11 protein-coding genes are annotated in these 15620 nt (G+C 54.5%); 6 read left to right on the top strand and 5 right to left on the bottom strand.

Annotated features, from left to right (window positions below; genetic code table 11):
* Window positions 1–7: 7 nt before the first annotated feature.
* Window positions 8–1213 carry an FAD-binding oxidoreductase gene (locus VJ369_RS11425; RefSeq protein ID WP_324092194.1) on the bottom strand — a complete coding sequence of 402 codons (1206 nt, stop codon included), beginning with the start codon at window positions 1211–1213 and terminating at the stop codon, window positions 8–10.
* 325 nt (window positions 1214–1538) lie between these two features.
* Entirely contained in the window at window positions 1539–2483 is a 945-nt protein-coding gene (locus VJ369_RS11430; RefSeq protein ID WP_324092195.1) for a LysR family transcriptional regulator, read from the bottom strand.
* Between the two features lie 102 nt (window positions 2484–2585).
* Here VJ369_RS11430 and VJ369_RS11435 point away from each other — a divergent pair, with 102 nt between their 5' ends.
* From VJ369_RS11435 to VJ369_RS11445, 3 genes are all read left to right on the top strand, one after another.
* A complete protein-coding gene (locus VJ369_RS11435) occupies window positions 2586–3911 on the top strand; it encodes an enolase C-terminal domain-like protein (RefSeq protein ID WP_324092196.1) in 1326 nt (441 codons plus the stop codon).
* Window positions 3908–4882, top strand: coding sequence for a 2-hydroxyacid dehydrogenase (locus VJ369_RS11440; protein WP_324092297.1), 975 nt, complete (start codon window positions 3908–3910; stop codon window positions 4880–4882). Before VJ369_RS11435 ends, VJ369_RS11440 begins: the two co-directional genes overlap by 4 nt.
* Before the next feature lie 226 nt (window positions 4883–5108).
* Window positions 5109–6413, top strand: coding sequence for an aromatic acid/H+ symport family MFS transporter (locus VJ369_RS11445; protein WP_324092197.1), 1305 nt, complete (start codon window positions 5109–5111; stop codon window positions 6411–6413).
* A 172-nt stretch (window positions 6414–6585) separates the two neighbouring features.
* Here VJ369_RS11445 and VJ369_RS11450 read toward each other — a convergent pair whose 3' ends face one another.
* On the bottom strand, window positions 6586–7383 hold the full coding sequence (locus tag VJ369_RS11450) for a class III extradiol ring-cleavage dioxygenase (RefSeq protein WP_324092198.1): 798 nt from the start codon (window positions 7381–7383) through the stop codon (window positions 6586–6588).
* Window positions 7384–7523: 140 nt separating this feature from the next.
* Here VJ369_RS11450 and VJ369_RS11455 point away from each other — a divergent pair, with 140 nt between their 5' ends.
* The gene (locus VJ369_RS11455) at window positions 7524–7967 is read left to right on the top strand and encodes a MarR family winged helix-turn-helix transcriptional regulator (RefSeq protein WP_324092199.1); all 444 of its coding nucleotides are present in this window, start codon (window positions 7524–7526) and stop codon (window positions 7965–7967) included.
* Window positions 7968–7973: 6 nt separating this feature from the next.
* On the opposite strand, the gene VJ369_RS11460 is transcribed toward VJ369_RS11455, so the two are convergent.
* The gene (locus tag VJ369_RS11460) at window positions 7974–11174 is read right to left on the bottom strand and encodes a DEAD/DEAH box helicase (RefSeq protein WP_324092200.1); all 3201 of its coding nucleotides are present in this window, start codon (window positions 11172–11174) and stop codon (window positions 7974–7976) included.
* A 168-nt stretch (window positions 11175–11342) separates the two neighbouring features.
* Window positions 11343–12200, bottom strand: a complete 858-nt coding sequence (locus VJ369_RS11465) for a helix-turn-helix transcriptional regulator (protein WP_324092201.1) — start codon at window positions 12198–12200, stop codon at window positions 11343–11345.
* A 299-nt stretch (window positions 12201–12499) separates the two neighbouring features.
* Here VJ369_RS11465 and VJ369_RS11470 point away from each other — a divergent pair, with 299 nt between their 5' ends.
* Window positions 12500–13789, top strand: coding sequence for a benzoate/H(+) symporter BenE family transporter (locus VJ369_RS11470; protein ID WP_324092202.1), 1290 nt, complete (start codon window positions 12500–12502; stop codon window positions 13787–13789).
* Window positions 13790–14346: 557 nt separating this feature from the next.
* Window positions 14347–15504, top strand: coding sequence for a hypothetical protein (locus VJ369_RS11475; protein ID WP_324092203.1), 1158 nt, complete (start codon window positions 14347–14349; stop codon window positions 15502–15504).
* The last annotated feature ends 116 nt before the right edge of the window (window positions 15505–15620 follow it).

A 15620-nucleotide genomic window follows, 5' to 3' on the forward strand; every position in this document is an offset into this window, starting at 1 on the left:
TTTGCACCTACTGGAAGTCCGCCAACCACAGGTCAGGTCCGAAAACTTCATATTGGATGTCCTTGGCGGGAATCCCACGGGCAATCAGCGCGCTACGCACAAGCTTCATGAATGCCAATGGCCCGCAAAGGTAATATTCGGCATCTTCTGGCAAATCGACATCGTCGATGTTCATATACCCGGAGTGTTCATTTCTTTCTAAGTTGCCCTCCGAACGTTCAAACCAAGCGTCGAGTTTGCCCTCATTGAGCTGGGCCAACGAGTCCTCGACTTGGCGCCACAGGGCAAAGGAATCCGAGTCGCCGTCTGCATGGAGCAGCTGTACTTTCCGGTCGGTATCGGATTTGACCGTGTGGGAAAGCATGCCCGCCATCGGAGTAATACCAATTCCTGCGCTGGCTAGAACTAGCGGACGGTTGGAGTAGTTCAGAACCACGTCACCAAAGGGTGCCGACAACTGCACACGGTCTCCCACCTTCACGGTGTCGTGCAATAAATTGCTCATTTCACCATCCGGAGCTCCTTGAATACCTTGCACTCTCTTGACTGCAAACTGGCGGTGGTCACCGTCATCCGCGGCGGTCAATGAGTATTGCCGAAGCTGGTGGACACCGTCTTTCATGAGCATCTTCAACGAGACGTATTGTCCGGGCAAAGACTGCTTGGTGGGGCGTGGATCGGTGCGCTTGACGACGAAGGTGACCACATCTGCGGTCTCCTCTCTGCGCTCAACGACCTCCCAGGTTCGCCAGATTTCATCCGGGTTCAGATCCACTGCCGAGTAGAGGCCCCGCTCCTTATTGATGAGCATATTGGCCATAAGCCAGTACACCTCATCCCAGGCTGCTGCGACTTCCGGGGTGACTGCATCGCCAAGAACGTCAACGATGGCCCACATGAGATTCTCATGAACGATAGCGTACTGATTCGGGCGCAGCCCCAGCGAAACATGTTTGTGCGCTACACGGTTGAGCAGGTGGTCGGGAAGATTATCCGGATTATTCACCAATGCCGTGGCGAATGCAGCGATGGACCCGGCAAGTGCTTGTTGTTGATGCCCATCTGCTTGGTTTCCGCGGTTGAAGAGCCCATCAAGTAGTTCCGGGCGCCCCTCAAACATGTGGGTGTAGAACCGGCGTGCTATTTCATGAATATTTTCGCCGACCACAGGAAGTGTGGCTTCGATTATCGGCAGGGACGTGTCGGAAAGCATGGTGCAAACTCCTCGCTGGTACCTGTTCCACCAGCAACGAATTTCCCGGCGGACTTAGCGTGAAGCTACCACCGAAGTTCGGTCTCGGACAGTAAGTTTCCTGCTGGAAATACGTATACGATCTATAACTGAAATTTCAACGTGACCAGATCTTTTGCAGCCCGTTGTTGACATGCGGTTTGTACTGCAATCATTTCGTCTATCGGGATATTCGGTTCTTATTTGCACGTTTCTGGCGCAGAATATTACACCCGCTTTTTGCTGAATCTGACATAATTATGTCAGCGAACAAATAATTCCAATACAGACCATCAGTCTCTTCACTTTATGAGTGCACTGCTTTGCTCTTCGGAATGACTGCGCCTTCCACGCTTTCCAATGAATCTAAAAATACATCTTTGAGACGCCGTACCGCCGGATTTGTTGAAGACTCATCCCACGCGAGAAAAATGTCCGAGTGATTCAAATCCTGTAATCCATCAGGGCCAATGAGTTCTTCAAAAACGACATTGTTCGGTGCAAAATCCATTGCGCTGGCTGGAACAAGGGAAACTCCCAGACCTACCGCAACAAGCGCCATCAAGGCCGGAATCTGACTCGCAATCTGGGAAATGGTCGGTTTAGCACTCACCGAGTCAAAAAGCCGCAGAACCAAATCGTAGAAGTATCTCGCCTCATTGGTGGAATACATCATCAACGGCAGTCCGACCAATTCTTTGATCAGTACGCCCTTACCAGTTATTAGATGATGGCCCACAGGCAGGGCGACTACTAAACGATCTTTCATCACCAGACAGGTTTCCACGCCAGCCCGGTGAACTACCGGACGCAACAGACCAATATCGATGGTTCCCTTGCTCAGCGCGTCTAGCTGATCTACCGAGACCGCCTCGCGTAGCACCATGGTTAGGTCTGGAAGTTTCTGAGCTGCCCGCGCCAGAAATTCAGGCAAGACCGATTGCCCGGCGACCGAGGTATAACCAACAACAACCGTGCCTGAATCGCCAGACGAAACGCGTGATACCTCGAGGCTGGTTTTCCGGCTCATGTCCAAGATTCGACGTGCATTGGGGAGAAGCACTTCGCCTGCTGCGGTGAGCGCGACATTGCGCGAGGTGCGAAGGAACAACTTAGCCTGGAGCTCACGTTCAAGTAATTGGATCTGCCGGCTCAGCGGAGGCTGGGTCATGTTCAGGCGTTCAGCGGCTGCACCAAAATGAAGCTCTTCGGCCACCGCAACGAAGGACTCGAGCTGGATCAGCGAGAACATCAATACACTCCTTGAATCGTTGATTGCATTATTTAGCTTGGACAGGCATCGATCCGCACTCTTAGTGTGAGTCTAAACGGCAATGAAAACGGGAGTACAAATATGTCGCATTTTTCCCCGCTCGACAGCATCGCGCCACGGTCGGAAGGCACCGCCAGATGCCCCGTGCGAATAACTGATATTCAGATCACCCCGGTGGCCTTCGCCGACCCTCCCCTGCTGAACTCGGTGGGAGTCCACGAACCATTTGCGCTGCGCGCTGTTGTGGTGATGCGCACGGAAGATGGGACCTATGGCCTAGGCGAAACCTACGGGGACGAGGCCCATCTGATTCGTCTCCGGCGAGCTGCCAGCTTCCTCATCGATGCCGACGTATTTAATCCCAACCAGATCTCGGCACTAGTATCACAATCCTTGGTGGACGATCAGGGCGTGGGAGGCCACGGCACTGGTGGGATGGTCACCACCACCTCCTTAGATGACCGGGTGCTTTCTGGCTTTGATGTTGCCTGTTTGGATATTCAAGGAAAAATTCTCGGGGTTCCTGTGAGCACACTGCTAGGAGGTGCGGTCCGCGAAAAGGTCGACTTCAGCGGATACCTCTTTTACAAATGGGCATCGCATCCCGAACGGGATGCCGATAGCTGGGGCGCGGCACTGGATCCGGCAGGAATCGTTGACCAGGCACGCAAAATGATCCGTGACTATGGGTTCAAGGCACTCAAGCTGAAGGGCGGAGTTTTTCCACCCGAACAAGAAGTCGAGGCAATCCTCGCTTTGCGCCAAGAATTTCCGCAGATGCCGCTGCGCATTGATCCAAATGGTGTGTGGACCGTAGAAACTGCGATTCAGGTAGGCCACCAGTTGGAATCGGTTCTTGAATACCTGGAAGACCCATGCCTCTCAATTGTCGACAACGCGCAAGTTCGAAAGGCCATCACGCTGCCTATCGCCACGAATATGTGCGTGGTCTCCTTTAACGATTTACCACCGGCGATTGCTGCAGAAGCCATCGACGTGGTGTTATCGGATCATCATTTCTGGGGAGGACTTAACAGGTCTCGGCTCTTGTCGGGGATCGCGGAAACGTTTGATCTTCGACTTTCCATGCACTCAAACTCCCATCTGGGGATCAGCTTCGCTGCAATGATCCAACTTGCTGCGGCGACAAAGAGCATCGATTACGCCTGCGATACCCATTGGCCTTGGAAACGCCCCGAGGATGATGTCATCGTTCCGGGAGTCTTGGCGATCGCTGATGGCTCGGTCAATGTCCCCACCGCACCGGGTTTGGGAGTGGAACTCGATGAAGCGGCTCTGGCACGGCTACATCAGCAATATTTGGACTGCGGAATCACCCGGCGTGATGACACGAGTTATATGCGGAGCATTAATCCGTCCTTCGAGCTCAAGAGCCCCCGTTGGTGACCCCGCTGCGAGTCGTCGTCACCGACCCGATAGTTTCCCGCTTCGCCTCGCTTTTCACACAGCTCAGTCCCGAGCACCAGTGGCATTTCGTCGCCGGTTTATCCCCCGAGGAACAAGCAGAATCCATCGCCAGAGCCGATGTGCTTGTCTGTGCAAAGCTCAGTGCCCAAGAGGCTGGAATCTGTACGGCGCGATTAGTGCATGTGACAGGCTCAGGCACCGACCGCGTTGCCTTGGCCCAACTGCCTGCGTCAACCACCATCGCTCGCACTGCTCATCATGAACCCTCGATTGCCGAACATATTTTGATGGTCATCTTGGCTCATCAACGCCGCCTGTTAAATGTCACCGAAGAACTACGAGATGGCGCCTGGCGGACGGTGTCAACACACTCCACGGCTCCTATGCATCGCACCTTTGCCGATCTTACAATTGGTTTTGTGGGGTTGGGAGCTATTGGTGAGCAAGCACTGAAATTTACCTCCGCGCTAGGTGCCAACGCCGTTGCTGTACGTCGCACCGCGCCCACTAACCATCCGAATCCACGGATGAAATGGGTCAGGGACATGAACTCATTACCAGAACTACTCCAGGTCTCTGATGTGGTAGTTCTCGGCTTGCCGCTGACAACCGAGACTCGCGGGCTTATCGGGTCCAAAGAACTATCTCAAATGCGTAGTGATGCGCTGCTAGTAAATGTCTCGCGCGGGGCAATTATTGATCAGGCAGCCTTGTGGTGGGCCTTGAACAACAGCATTATTGGCGGGGCTGCCCTAGACGTTTGGTGGGACGCACCTCAAGGAACTCAAACGCCTGCGGAGGTTCACGAGTTCTTGAATCTGCCCAACGTAATCTGCACGCCCCACTACTCCGGGCACGCCGCACGGACCTTCGAAAACCGTGTGAGGGAAATTGCCGAAAACATCAATGCGTTCGCAGGCGAACTTCCATTGAGCAACACCGTCAGGTAGGAGTTCTCGTTAGCTGTCCATGACGACTGCACAAGCGATAGTCAAAGCCATCCGCACCCGCCGGCAGCACCATCCTAGGTGAATAATTTTCGAATCAGCGTCGCCATGTTTCCAAAACGGTGAATGCTTACTCTCAATCGGGCCTCTGTTACCAACCAATCGGTCACTAATTCTGCACAGCAGAATCTTCGAGCTTGCAGGTGTGAGGCAGGGAACACTTGAACCTATGACTTCTCCCATCCCTAGCAGCACCTCCAGTTTGACCGGCCAGAATCACGAGGATTCCGGCCGGTCAACCGGCTCAAAGAAGCCGTCACAGCGCAAAGCTGTTTTGGCGATTCTGACCTGCTGGCTACTGGTCGTCTTTGATGGGTATGACCTGATTGTCTACGGCACGGTTCAGTCTTCGTTGCTTGCCATGGACGATTGGGGACTCACTCCAACAACCATGGGAACCATCGGTTCTCTGGCATTTGTGGGCATGATGATTGGCGCGCTTGGCGCCGGACGTCTCGCCGACGCGCTGGGTCGACGCCGCACCATTCTGGCCTGCGCCATTATTTTCTCCACACTGACCATCTTGTGTGCCTTCGCACCGAACCCTGTGGTCTTTGGATTGCTGCGCTTGTTGTCCGGTATCGGCTTAGGCGGACTAGTCCCGTCCGCGAACGCGATGGTTGCCGAGCTGGTCCCTGACCGCTGGCGCTCCACCATGGCTACCTTGATGATGTCGGGTGTACCGATTGGCGGCTCCATCGCCGCCATCACGGGCATTTGGGTTATCCCCGCCTTCGGCTGGGAGATGATGTTCTTGCTGGCAATCATTGCGCTGGTAGTCGTTGTTCCCATGGGCTTCCGCTATCTGCCAGAAACTCTTTCCTTTGAGCATCGCAGCGGACCAGGGGCCCGTCGCAGTTCTGGATTTGGGCAGATCTTGCGTGCCCCCTATCTGCGCGCTTCAGTCCTCTTCGCTACCGCCTCACTAGCTATTCTCTTTGCCTGGTACGGGCTGGGCACTTGGCTACCGAGCCTTATGGAACAAGCCGGGTACGATTTAGGCTCTGCATTAACATTTGCACTGGCGCTGAACCTCGGTGCAGTGGCAGGCTCCGTAATTACCGCTTGGGCCGGAGACCGCTTTGGAGCGGCTCCCTCCTCCGCCGTGGCCGCCCTCATTGCAGGCATTGCCTTGGCAGTCATCATGGCTACTCCTCCAGTCGCCGTCGTCTACGCGATGTTGATCCTCGCCGGTGTCGGTACTCACGGCACAGCCGCATTGCTCATTGCCGCCGTCGCCAACCACTACCCGGAACACCTGCGAGGCACTGCACTTGGCTGGGCCATGGGCATGGGACGTATTGGAGCAGTGGCGGCACCTCAGGTCGGTGGCTTACTGCTAGCGTCCGGTCTGGGCGTCAATTCAAACTTCCTCGTGTTCGCACTCGGTGCAATCGTTGCGGCGGTACTCTTTGGAGTCATCACCTTCCGAGTGAAACCGGTCGTGGAAACCGCGGTGCACGAAGTTCAGTAGCAGGAAGCTCAGACCAAGCAGAAACGGGTGCTCGACTTCTTTCCGAAGACGAACACCCGTTTCTGTTTGGAGTGCAGTGCAACCGGGCCAGACAAAGCTTGCGTGTACCGTCAACTGACGGGCTCCAGCTATCTTTTTCGGTGTCCAGCTCAGCACCGTTGGAAACCTGCTCTTAGGTCAGTGTCCACGAACGCTTGGACAGCCCAAACCAGAATCCGTCGATTGCGGTTTTCGCCTCAATGCCGCCCGATGCGTAAGCGGCGCCGAGCGAAACATATAAAGGAGCCCAATGCTCGGAGCGCGGATGAGCTTCCCGAGCGGCAGGAGCCTTATGCATGAAGTCGAGAATCGAGTCCACATCCCCGCGAGCCATTGCCTCTTCGGCCCAATGATCAAATTCGCTGGAGGCGCTTGGCGGTGTGACGTCGGCGCCACCGGCAGGATTGAACCAGCGCAGGTTGTGCGTGGTGAAACCGGAACCGACAATCAGGGTTCCGCGTTCACGCAAGGGAGCCAAGGACTTGCCCAGCTCAAAAAGTCCGGCGGGATCTAGCGTCGGCATGGACATCTGCACCACTGGCACGTCGGCATCCGGGAACATTTCTTTGAGCGGGACATAGGCTCCGTGATCCAGTCCGCGGCTCTCATCGCGCTCCACATGGTGGCCATGAGTTGCGGTAAGCCGTTCAACTTCCAGCGCAAGATCTGGAGCCATCGGCGCGTCATAACGCACGTCGTAGTACTTCTGCGGGAAACCCCAGAAGTCGTAGACCAGCTCATTTTTCTGCGACGTTGCACTGAGCGTGACCGGAGCATTCTCCCAGTGCGCAGAGATCATCAAAATGTCTTTGGGCTTGTTAATAGTTTCCGACCAGCCAGCTAGTTCACTGGTCCAGCGGGCATCGTCGGCCAAGGGTGGTGCGCCATGGCTCAAGAATAATACCGGAGGGAGTTCTGCTGACGGTGTCATGAATTAAGCATATACCCGCTTGATTGAAGCTTCAAGTGTTTTTTGTATTCTTCTGAGTTTCAGAGCACCTGTAGCCGGCCAACGTCTTACTTTGCCGATAAATGCCGGTGACAGTCCTGCTGTTCCCTAGAATAGAAACCATGCACGATGAAAAGCTGCTTGCCCAGGTAGAAAAAGAATTCACCGCCACGTTGCTCCGCGCGCGACAATCGATCCGCGAACGCGCCAAAGCTATCCACCCTGATCTTCAGGCACCTGGATACCGAATTCTGTCATTTTTGATCCACAATGACGCCCAACAACAAGGGGCCCTCGCCGAGCACCTTGAACTGGATAAGGCCACCATCTCGCGGATGGTCAAACAGCTTGAAGCTATGGGTCTTATTACTCGCACGACGGATCCATCCGACGGCCGAGCACAACTGGTATCAATCACCGCCAAGGCGCACGAAGCATGGAAGACCAGCGGAAATAGCCTTCGCACTCGACTTCACAACCGTCTGTCTGATTGGGACGAAGCAGACGTACAACGCTTCGCAGATCTCCTGCACAAGATGAATGAGGACCGCGAAGACCTGCGCTAGTCGCCGCTACTCAAGTAAGGCCAAAAAGTCCTCGGTATCCAAGGTGGTTGCCGAGGCCATTTGCTCCGAATCCCCCAGCACATCGTTAAAGAGCTGGGTTTTCTTAGCCTGTAAAGCCAGAACTTTGTCTTCAATCGTGTCTTTAGCAACCAGCCGATAAACATACACCGGTTTATCTTGTCCGATACGGTGCGCTCTGTCGATCGCTTGAGCTTCTGCAGCCGGGTTCCACCACGGGTCCAACAGGATGCAGTAATCAGCCGCGGTGAGGTTAATACCGAAGCCACCAGATTTCAAAGATATGAAAAAGACGGGGAACTTGCCTGCGCTGAAATCCTCGATTAGTTCTCGCCGTCTGGCACCGCTGGTGCTTCCATCGAGATAACCGGTCTCAAAACCAAGTCCGAGCGCTACCCCACGGGCCTTCGCTAGGAACGAGGTGAATTGGCTGAAGACCAAAATCTTATGCCCTTCGGCTACCGCATCTTCCAACAATGATTGGAGAAGCTCCAGTTTGGCACTTGGCCCGTTACCTTCATCAACCAGTGATGGATCCAAGGCGAGCTGACGCAGCAAGGTCAGCGACTGCAGGATCTTGAAACGGTTGGAATCAACGTCTTGAACCAGTCCCAAGACTTCTTGACGCACCCGCTGAAAACGCCGGTCGTAGGCCTTACGGTGAGCCGGTTCCAATTCGACGTGAATGACTTGCTCGGTCTTCGCCGGTAGATCTTTGGCTACCTGGTCCTTGGTACGGCGCAGCACAAACGGGCGCAATCGACTCTTCAACCGTTGCATACGCGACCCATCTCCTGAGGCAATGGGCTTGGAATAATTATCTTTAAATGCCTTGAGGCCGCCTAAGAGCCCCGGTGCGGCCAGAGAAGTCAACGCCCAAAGTTCCAAGAGATTATTTTCAACCGGAGTACCAGTGACGACAAACTTGCAAGGGACCTGAATTTGGCGAACTTGCTTGTACCCCTTGGAGGCGTGGTTTTTCACCATCTGCGCTTCATCCAGGATCAGCACAGAGAATCCCATCTGTTCAAACTGTTCAAAGTCCAGGCGGAAAATCGCGTAACTAGTCACTACTAGCTGTGCTTCACCGACCGCCTCGACAACGCTGCTACGTCGCTTGGTGCTCGTTTCGTTCAAAGCCGTTGTGCGTAATTGGGGAGTAAATTTCGCGGCTTCGCTTGCCCAGTTACCGACTACCGAGGTCGGCGCAACCACCAAATACTTGGCTTTGGGATTTTCTATACGCGCCTTATCCAATGCGGCCAATAATTGAACTGTTTTGCCCAGCCCCATATCGTCGGCCAGCACGCCACCAAGCTGATGACGACGTAAGAAATCGAGCCAATTCAGGCCCTGCTGCTGGTAATCACGCAAGGTGGCGGTAAAGCTTTCGGGCACGTCAACATGTTCGGGGCCCTGGGCACCTGTTAACTTCGCCATCGCGGCGAGCCACTCATTTTCTTGAGCCTCGATAATTCCCAGGGCCACAAGTTCTTGCCACCAGTCAATGTTCAGCCGGTGCATCCGCACCCCTGAGGAGGTACTTTGCGCTAGCTCTCCGGCCTCAGAGATCAGTTGGCGAAGGGCGTGGAATTCTTCACCGTTGATGGGAACAACCTGCGCATCGTCTAACACCAGATAGTCGTCGCCAGCGCTGAGCGCACTGAACAACTCGACAAAAGGAATGTTTTTCTCGGCAAGTTTGATATCGACGTCTAGATCGAACCAATCATTGCTAGTTTCACCCACACCAATGCTGACGACCGTTTGCCCTTCGGCCCGCTTATAGTCTGGAACGGCGCTATGCTCATCAACTTGTACGTCGGGGTGCTCACGCAACAACGGCAAGGTATCCAAGACGAAGTCGATGCTCGCACTGAGGTTGAGTTTCAGGGGCGCGAAACTTCCCGTACCTGATTGAACTAATGGATGCTCCGTTCCCACTTTGTCCAATACGCTACGCAGAATTTCTCGTTCCACGGTTCTCTGCCGGGAACCGGAATCTACGTAATGCCACGAGAAATCACCGGACAGTTCGTTCAGCGAGTGACGCAGCTGCAGTTTCAGTACCGGACGGGCAGGCTCCGGAACCTGGTAACTTCCATCGGAGCTCTCTAGCGGTGCAACTTTGCGCATCCGCGTCATGAATGAGTGGTGGAATTCCGGGATCTGCTCCGTGGGGATCTGCACCGGGCCATTGCGCACTAATTCAACGAGTTCGTTCGTAATTGCAGGTACAAAGCAGGCCAAATGTAAAGCCTTGGCTTTATCTGGGCTTCCTTCGAAGAACAGTGCCGCTGCCGGTGGCGTGCCCAGTGCGATCATTGAGGTGGGGAAACCTTCGGGAGCCAGAATTTTAGGTTCCAGCTTTAGGCCCTTCTCATCTTCTACGAAGTTCACCAGGCCCTGTGCAGGAGTCTGCGGGAAGTTAATGGGTTCTTTGGTCTTTGCCGAGATCACGCTAACGCCTGCGTCACGGATGCTTCGGAGGATGCGTCCAAGTTCTTCGCCGGGCAACAAATTCAGTGTCACCCAATCGTTACCCCAGTGATCGTAATAATGGGTTTCATTCATACGCAAGGAAATTCCGTACAGGTCCATCATGACTCGGCGCTGGGTGTCATCAAATCTTCTATCGCTTGCCAGGTGCGTCCATGAGACACCGCTTTGCACCCAGGGCGAACGAGTGCCAGGTTGTGCCGGGCGTACCTTCACATCATAGGCATCCCGTTTTCGGTACTTTTCGTGTACTACCGAAACTAACAAACCAAGCGGGATGGTCTCGATCTCCGGCTCCAGCACCGGCAACAGCGCATGCAGCGAACGCTGCCAGTGCGGCACCGGACGCGGGCTGTCTCCGTCATGATCTTCTAGCTTTGGATCATCGCTGACGGTGAGTTCTTCTTCCGGGGTCCGGGTGAGATACAGACCCAACGCCGCAACGTGTTCGCACGGGCCTTCCAACTCTCTAGCCGTGCAATTAAACCGGTAGCGCACCTTTCCTTGGATAAGGTCCAGCTGCATGAAGACCTCGGCATCCGCTACGTCGGCATACACCCGGCTCATTCCTGCACTTTGTACCCAACGAAAAGGGTTCACCTCGCCGGAGCTCACGATGAGGCTTCCCTCCATCATGGTCCGAGCGGCAAAGTGCCGGTTCAGCTCGGGAAAGGTCAGGGTGTATTCCATGTCCACCATTCGTTGCAGTGCAGGCCAAAGTCCTTGGCCGGTACCAGTCTATTTTGTTTCGCCCTCGCATTGGGTGCGGCTAGGTCTTCAGTCAGAGTAGTTCTAAAACCCATCCATTTTATAAGGCCTTATGATTTGGCGGGCAGGGACCAAGCTCTTGCGGAAAACTCACGGCGTGCGGGCTGAGCGCTTTGAATCATCGTGGATCCACGAAGCTAAGGTCCGCATTTTTTCTTGAGAAGCAGAGCCGGGTTCAGTTGTATAGATAAACATGGTCTGATCAGCTACCCCGGTGACATCAAGTGCTTCGTAGCCGATTTCCAGTTCTCCAACCAGAGGATGATTGAGCCGCTTAATCCCGTCACGGCGTTCGACGACGCGGTGATCAGCCCACCAGGTGCGAAATTCTTCGCTGTGCAGGGATAATTCACCGACCAACTGTGCAAGTAACGGGTCGTGCGGATGCCTTCCGGCGTCCAAACGCAAAGTGCCCACCATAGACGAGGCAACCTTGTCCCAGTCAACATATCTGGAACGCGCTTCAGGATCCAAAAATGCCCACCGGATGAGGCTGCGTTCGCGCACGGGCTTGGCCATGACATCGGTCAAGAGGAAGGCAGCCAGCGGATTCATTGCCAAGATTTCTGTTCGGCGGCCTCTAATGAATGCTGGGTGTTCGGTGAAGGAGTCCAATAACGCATGCAGTGATGGGCGTACCCTTTGAGCTCGTTTGTCGAGTTTGTTGCCGTTGGGATCTGCCACGGCTCTAGCGAGGTCAAAAAGATGACGAGAAGCCGTTTCATCTAATTGCAGCGCCCGAGACAGTGCATTGAGCACCGATTGGGAAGGGCGTTTATGCCGTCCTTGCTCAAGCCGAGCGTAGTAGTCCGCGCTTACCCCGGCCAGTGTTGCTACTTCTTCACGGCGCAATCCGGCGACACGACGGCGTGGGCCACCGTCGCCACTGGGGGCGACTAGTGCTCGACGTGCCTTGAGAAAATCACCAAGTTCGGTACCGGGAGTCATCTCCAAGCTCCTTTCACCACAGGACCAGAGATTGTTCTCCATGGTAGGCAGATGAGCCAAAACTACGCACCTTGTGACTCGTTGCAGCTCTGATTCAATGCGTGCACTTCGTACGGGTCCCACAAGTTGCGGCGATAAAAACGATATTTTGACCAGAAAGTGAAACCGCCTAGCTGATCCTAGGTATGCCAGTCCTAGGATCAGCTAGGTGCTCCCCATGGCTTAAATGTCCGCACATCTCTGATGAACTGAATAGGTACAACAATCTCGATACTCCGCGACATCACCTAGGAGCTGTAATGAGCACTGTTCCGCCAGACTCCAAGCTGAGCGAAGAGCCCGTACTCGAAACCGCCCAACGTCAGCCGCTCATTGAGCGTCCCGGCGTTGCTCCGGCGGGGCTACGTCAACTGATGAGGGACATCGGCCCCAATTACGTCTCCAACGGGATCATCGGGTTGATTTTCTCTTCTTCGGGACCAATCGCTGTGACCTTGGCGGTCGGAATGGCTGGTGGACTCACCGAAGGGCAACTAGCTTCGTGGGTATTCGCGATATTCCTCTCCGCAGGACTCGCAACGCTGGTCATGTCGTTGATCTATCGCCAACCGCTGGGTTTCGCTTGGTCCATTCCGGGCACTGTACTACTTGGGCCATCGTTGCAGCATTTACAGTTCACAGAAGTCGTCGGCGTATTTTTCACCTCTGGTCTGCTCATTCTTGCGCTGGGGTCCACCGGAGTGGTGCGCCGAATCATGTCGGCTATCCCCATGCCCATCGTCATGGCTATGGTTGCGGCGGTCTTCTTGCGGTTCGGCACCGACATTGTTGCCTCCACCCAGAGCAACCTCATCGTGGCCGGACCAATGGTATTGGCCTTCCTGCTGCTCAGCGCGGTTCCAGTCTTGGGTAAATACTTGCCCCCAGTGCTGGGAACCTTGGTTGTCGGTATTGCGGCCGTGGCGGTCAGCGGACAATTTGCATTGCAGTCAGCCGGCGGCCCGATTCTGGCCTCTCCTCAGTTCACCTCCCCTAGCTTCACGTGGGCCTCTCAAGTGGAACTGTTATTACCGCTGGTGCTGACCGCACTGGTGGTACAAAACGGGCAGGGTGTGGCAGTGTTACGCGCTGCCGGTCACCGGCCACCCATCAATTCCTTCGCTATCGCCACCGGTGGATTCTCGGTGCTCAACGCCTGCTTCGGTGCAGTATCTGCCTGTGTCACCGGACCAACCAATAGCCTGTTGACCTCATCTGGCGAAAAACACCGGCAATACAGCGCTGCGGTAGTTTATGGTTCTCTATCTTTAGTTTTTGCGCTGTTTGCACCATTGTTGACGCGACTTATGCTGGCAACTCCTGAAGCTTTCGTGCTGGCTTTGGGCGGTATCGCGATGCTTAAAGCTCTGCAGCAAGCCTTCGTCACAGCATTCGCTACTAAGTTCACCATGGGCGCGCTCATTACTTTTGTCGTGACAATTTCCGGGATGAACTTATTCAATATTCACGCGGCATTCTGGGGAATTCTTATCGGTTACTTTGCGTCACGTCTCTTGGAACGCAACGACCATATCGCAGCCAAACTGTAGGTCTAACCCCAGCGTACCTAGTGCCGAAACGTCGATATCGAAAAACAAAAATCTCCGGTGCACTTCCAATGTTGTTGGAAGGGTACCGGAGATTTTCTTGGAACTCTTAGCGCGTCTGCGAGTAGAACCAAGTGAGTTGTTCTTCTATCAGCTGCGCAGCACATTCGCGTTGGTTACTGGCAAAAGCGTGATAGTTCGCCAAGATTCGTCGTTAGGCATATGAAATGCCGGTGCAGTGCTTAGACATGGCGGCCACCGCAATGTTGGGATTCGAACCGGTCGATGGTTACCCGCGGACGTCCGGCGGTAATTTGTCGTACCTGCCTCGTAGCGTTGATCATGCGCCCTCGGATTTGAGGGGAAATGTGGCACCTAATGACTTTGGGCTCGCTCCAAAATAGGATCGTCGGTGAAACGGAATTCGGTAGTCAACAGCTATCGGTCTGCTAAGCGGTCTGAAGACATCAGGCTGCTCATCTAGCAGATCGTTTTCATGGCCCAACTGCACCGCTGATACCCAACCCGCAGCAATACGACTTACCGGAGGAAATATGTATATGCCAGAGCGGTTTCAGCTGGTCTTCGACCCGGAATACAGCCGGTTAGATCGCCGTGCGTTGATCGAAGTTTTTCACGAGCGATTTCCTGGATTCCCTGAGTCTCGTCTTCAGACAATGGCTCGACAGCAAATCATCAGTCTGATTTTGGAACAGGAAGGATTTAGCGCACCCGAGACTGATGGCGGAGACCTTTCTGCTGCTGTACCCATCCACCGACTTCATTCAGCTAAGGACTACGACCTACCAAAGTCTTTGGCCCCTGCTCAGTCCATGTACTACTGCTGGGAAGATGAGATTTCCACGATTGGTGCAGCAGTGTCACTGGCCAAGGGCGATGTGAGCACTCGCGAGTGGAACCTCGGTGAAGATGTTCTTCCTGGTTCACTTCTGTTGACGGTCTTGAATACGACACCGCCGTTAGTAAGTGCTTTGGAAACTGTCACGCACGTCGACGAGGAAAAAGTTTGGGTCGACCAACTTGCGGTCTTTTCAGATCCCATTTCACTCTATGAGCTTGAGTCCATGATTGATTCCGGACTGCCTCGCTCCTCCAAAGCACTGAGCATCTCCACCGCCAAACGGGTGTTAAAATCTCTCATCAAGCTCACCAAAGTTCCCCGGCCCATGGTTGTCAGTGCAGGACGGTGCGACCCGGACTCTGTTGTTGATGCGAATGACGCGGTTCACGTACTTGCTCTGTTGCAGAGGGACTATGACGACGTGACACTGTGCGATGGATGTGGCCGTGATGTTGACGCGAAAACCAGCATTCATTTCTTCCGTCCGCCTGGGGAGAATCTAAACTGGGACATTCAAGATCATGTGGACGCTGCAGGGCTGCTTTGCGGCCAATGCCATGATTTAGTGCACGGGCCATCTAAGACCCGACTACGACAGATACTTGCCGTTGCTCCACCCTGTCCAGAGTGCGGCGAAGGCAATCCTCGAAAAGCTCTGTGGGGCATGCCTTCCAGTGCCCCTGGCGATGATGAAGTCGCTATGGGATGCGTAATGCCCGTAGGCCCGATGACAGAGTGGATCTGTCGCCACTGCGATACTCCGTACGCGGTGGTTGCGCATCCGGAAAAGTTTATGTCCGAGGAACGAGTTAATTCCATTCTTGAGCAGAGGAACCAGCCGGACCGTACCCAGTGAGTATCGCGAGCAGTAGTCTCGGCTGGCACCCGGGAAATGAGTACTAAATTTTCCAAAAACGCATAGTCGTTACAGCGAAAGCCGTAGCCCTCGATTCGACAGAGTCGAGGGCTACG

This window comes from Glutamicibacter sp., from assembly GCF_035257265.1.
Taxonomy (GTDB): Bacteria; Actinomycetota; Actinomycetes; order Actinomycetales; family Micrococcaceae; genus Glutamicibacter.

Excerpts from the sequence above, each read along its gene's own strand:
- VJ369_RS11425 (WP_324092194.1), bottom strand. The coding sequence starts at position 1,213 with ATGCTTTCCGACACGTCCCTGCCGATAATCGAAGCCACACTTCCTGTG.
- VJ369_RS11430 (WP_324092195.1), bottom strand. The coding sequence starts at position 2,483 with ATGTTCTCGCTGATCCAGCTCGAGTCCTTCGTTGCGGTGGCCGAAGAG.
- VJ369_RS11435 (WP_324092196.1), top strand. The coding sequence starts at position 2,586 with ATGTCGCATTTTTCCCCGCTCGACAGCATCGCGCCACGGTCGGAAGGC.
- VJ369_RS11445 (WP_324092197.1), top strand. The coding sequence starts at position 5,109 with ATGACTTCTCCCATCCCTAGCAGCACCTCCAGTTTGACCGGCCAGAAT.
- VJ369_RS11450 (WP_324092198.1), bottom strand. The coding sequence starts at position 7,383 with ATGACACCGTCAGCAGAACTCCCTCCGGTATTATTCTTGAGCCATGGC.
- VJ369_RS11455 (WP_324092199.1), top strand. The coding sequence starts at position 7,524 with ATGCACGATGAAAAGCTGCTTGCCCAGGTAGAAAAAGAATTCACCGCC.
- VJ369_RS11460 (WP_324092200.1), bottom strand. The coding sequence starts at position 11,174 with ATGGAATACACCCTGACCTTTCCCGAGCTGAACCGGCACTTTGCCGCT.
- VJ369_RS11465 (WP_324092201.1), bottom strand. The coding sequence starts at position 12,200 with ATGACTCCCGGTACCGAACTTGGTGATTTTCTCAAGGCACGTCGAGCA.
- VJ369_RS11470 (WP_324092202.1), top strand. The coding sequence starts at position 12,500 with ATGAGCACTGTTCCGCCAGACTCCAAGCTGAGCGAAGAGCCCGTACTC.
- VJ369_RS11475 (WP_324092203.1), top strand. The coding sequence starts at position 14,347 with ATGCCAGAGCGGTTTCAGCTGGTCTTCGACCCGGAATACAGCCGGTTA.